Source organism: Streptococcus sp. HMSC072D07 (genome assembly GCF_001814835.1).
Classification (GTDB): Bacteria; Bacillota; Bacilli; order Lactobacillales; family Streptococcaceae; genus Streptococcus.
The window spans coordinates 98,607-98,911 of record NZ_KV818067.1 but is presented as its reverse complement, the minus strand read 5'-3'; the positions used below and the strand labels follow the sequence as shown (position 1 = coordinate 98,911).

Annotated in this window: 1 pseudogene; it reads right to left on the bottom strand. The window is 49.2% G+C overall.

Features of this window, described 5'->3' with window-relative positions:
- Positions 1-305, bottom strand: a pseudogene (locus tag HMPREF2991_RS11420) (cell division protein FtsK); the annotation flags it as partial.

The following is a 305-nucleotide window of genomic DNA, read 5'->3' as shown; positions in this document are numbered from 1 at the left end:
ACTTCCTTGATCTCATCCACATCTTCTAAGCCTGATAGGTCTTCATTCAAGATCTCATATTGGCCCAATTCATTGATTAGGTAGATGGTATGATCTTCGATCCCCATATCGTCCTTGTCCGGCTGGTAATCTGCCCCTGACCAGGCTGACTGGAAGAGCTCATAGACTTCGTTATTCCCGACCTGTAGATAGGCACGTCCTGTCTGGGTAATCTCGGCCGCGTCCGGTGTATGAAGCATTTCATTGGAGTCCGAACGGTCTGCCACCTTAAGGGCGATCTTGAAGCGTGAGTTAGACCAGATCTG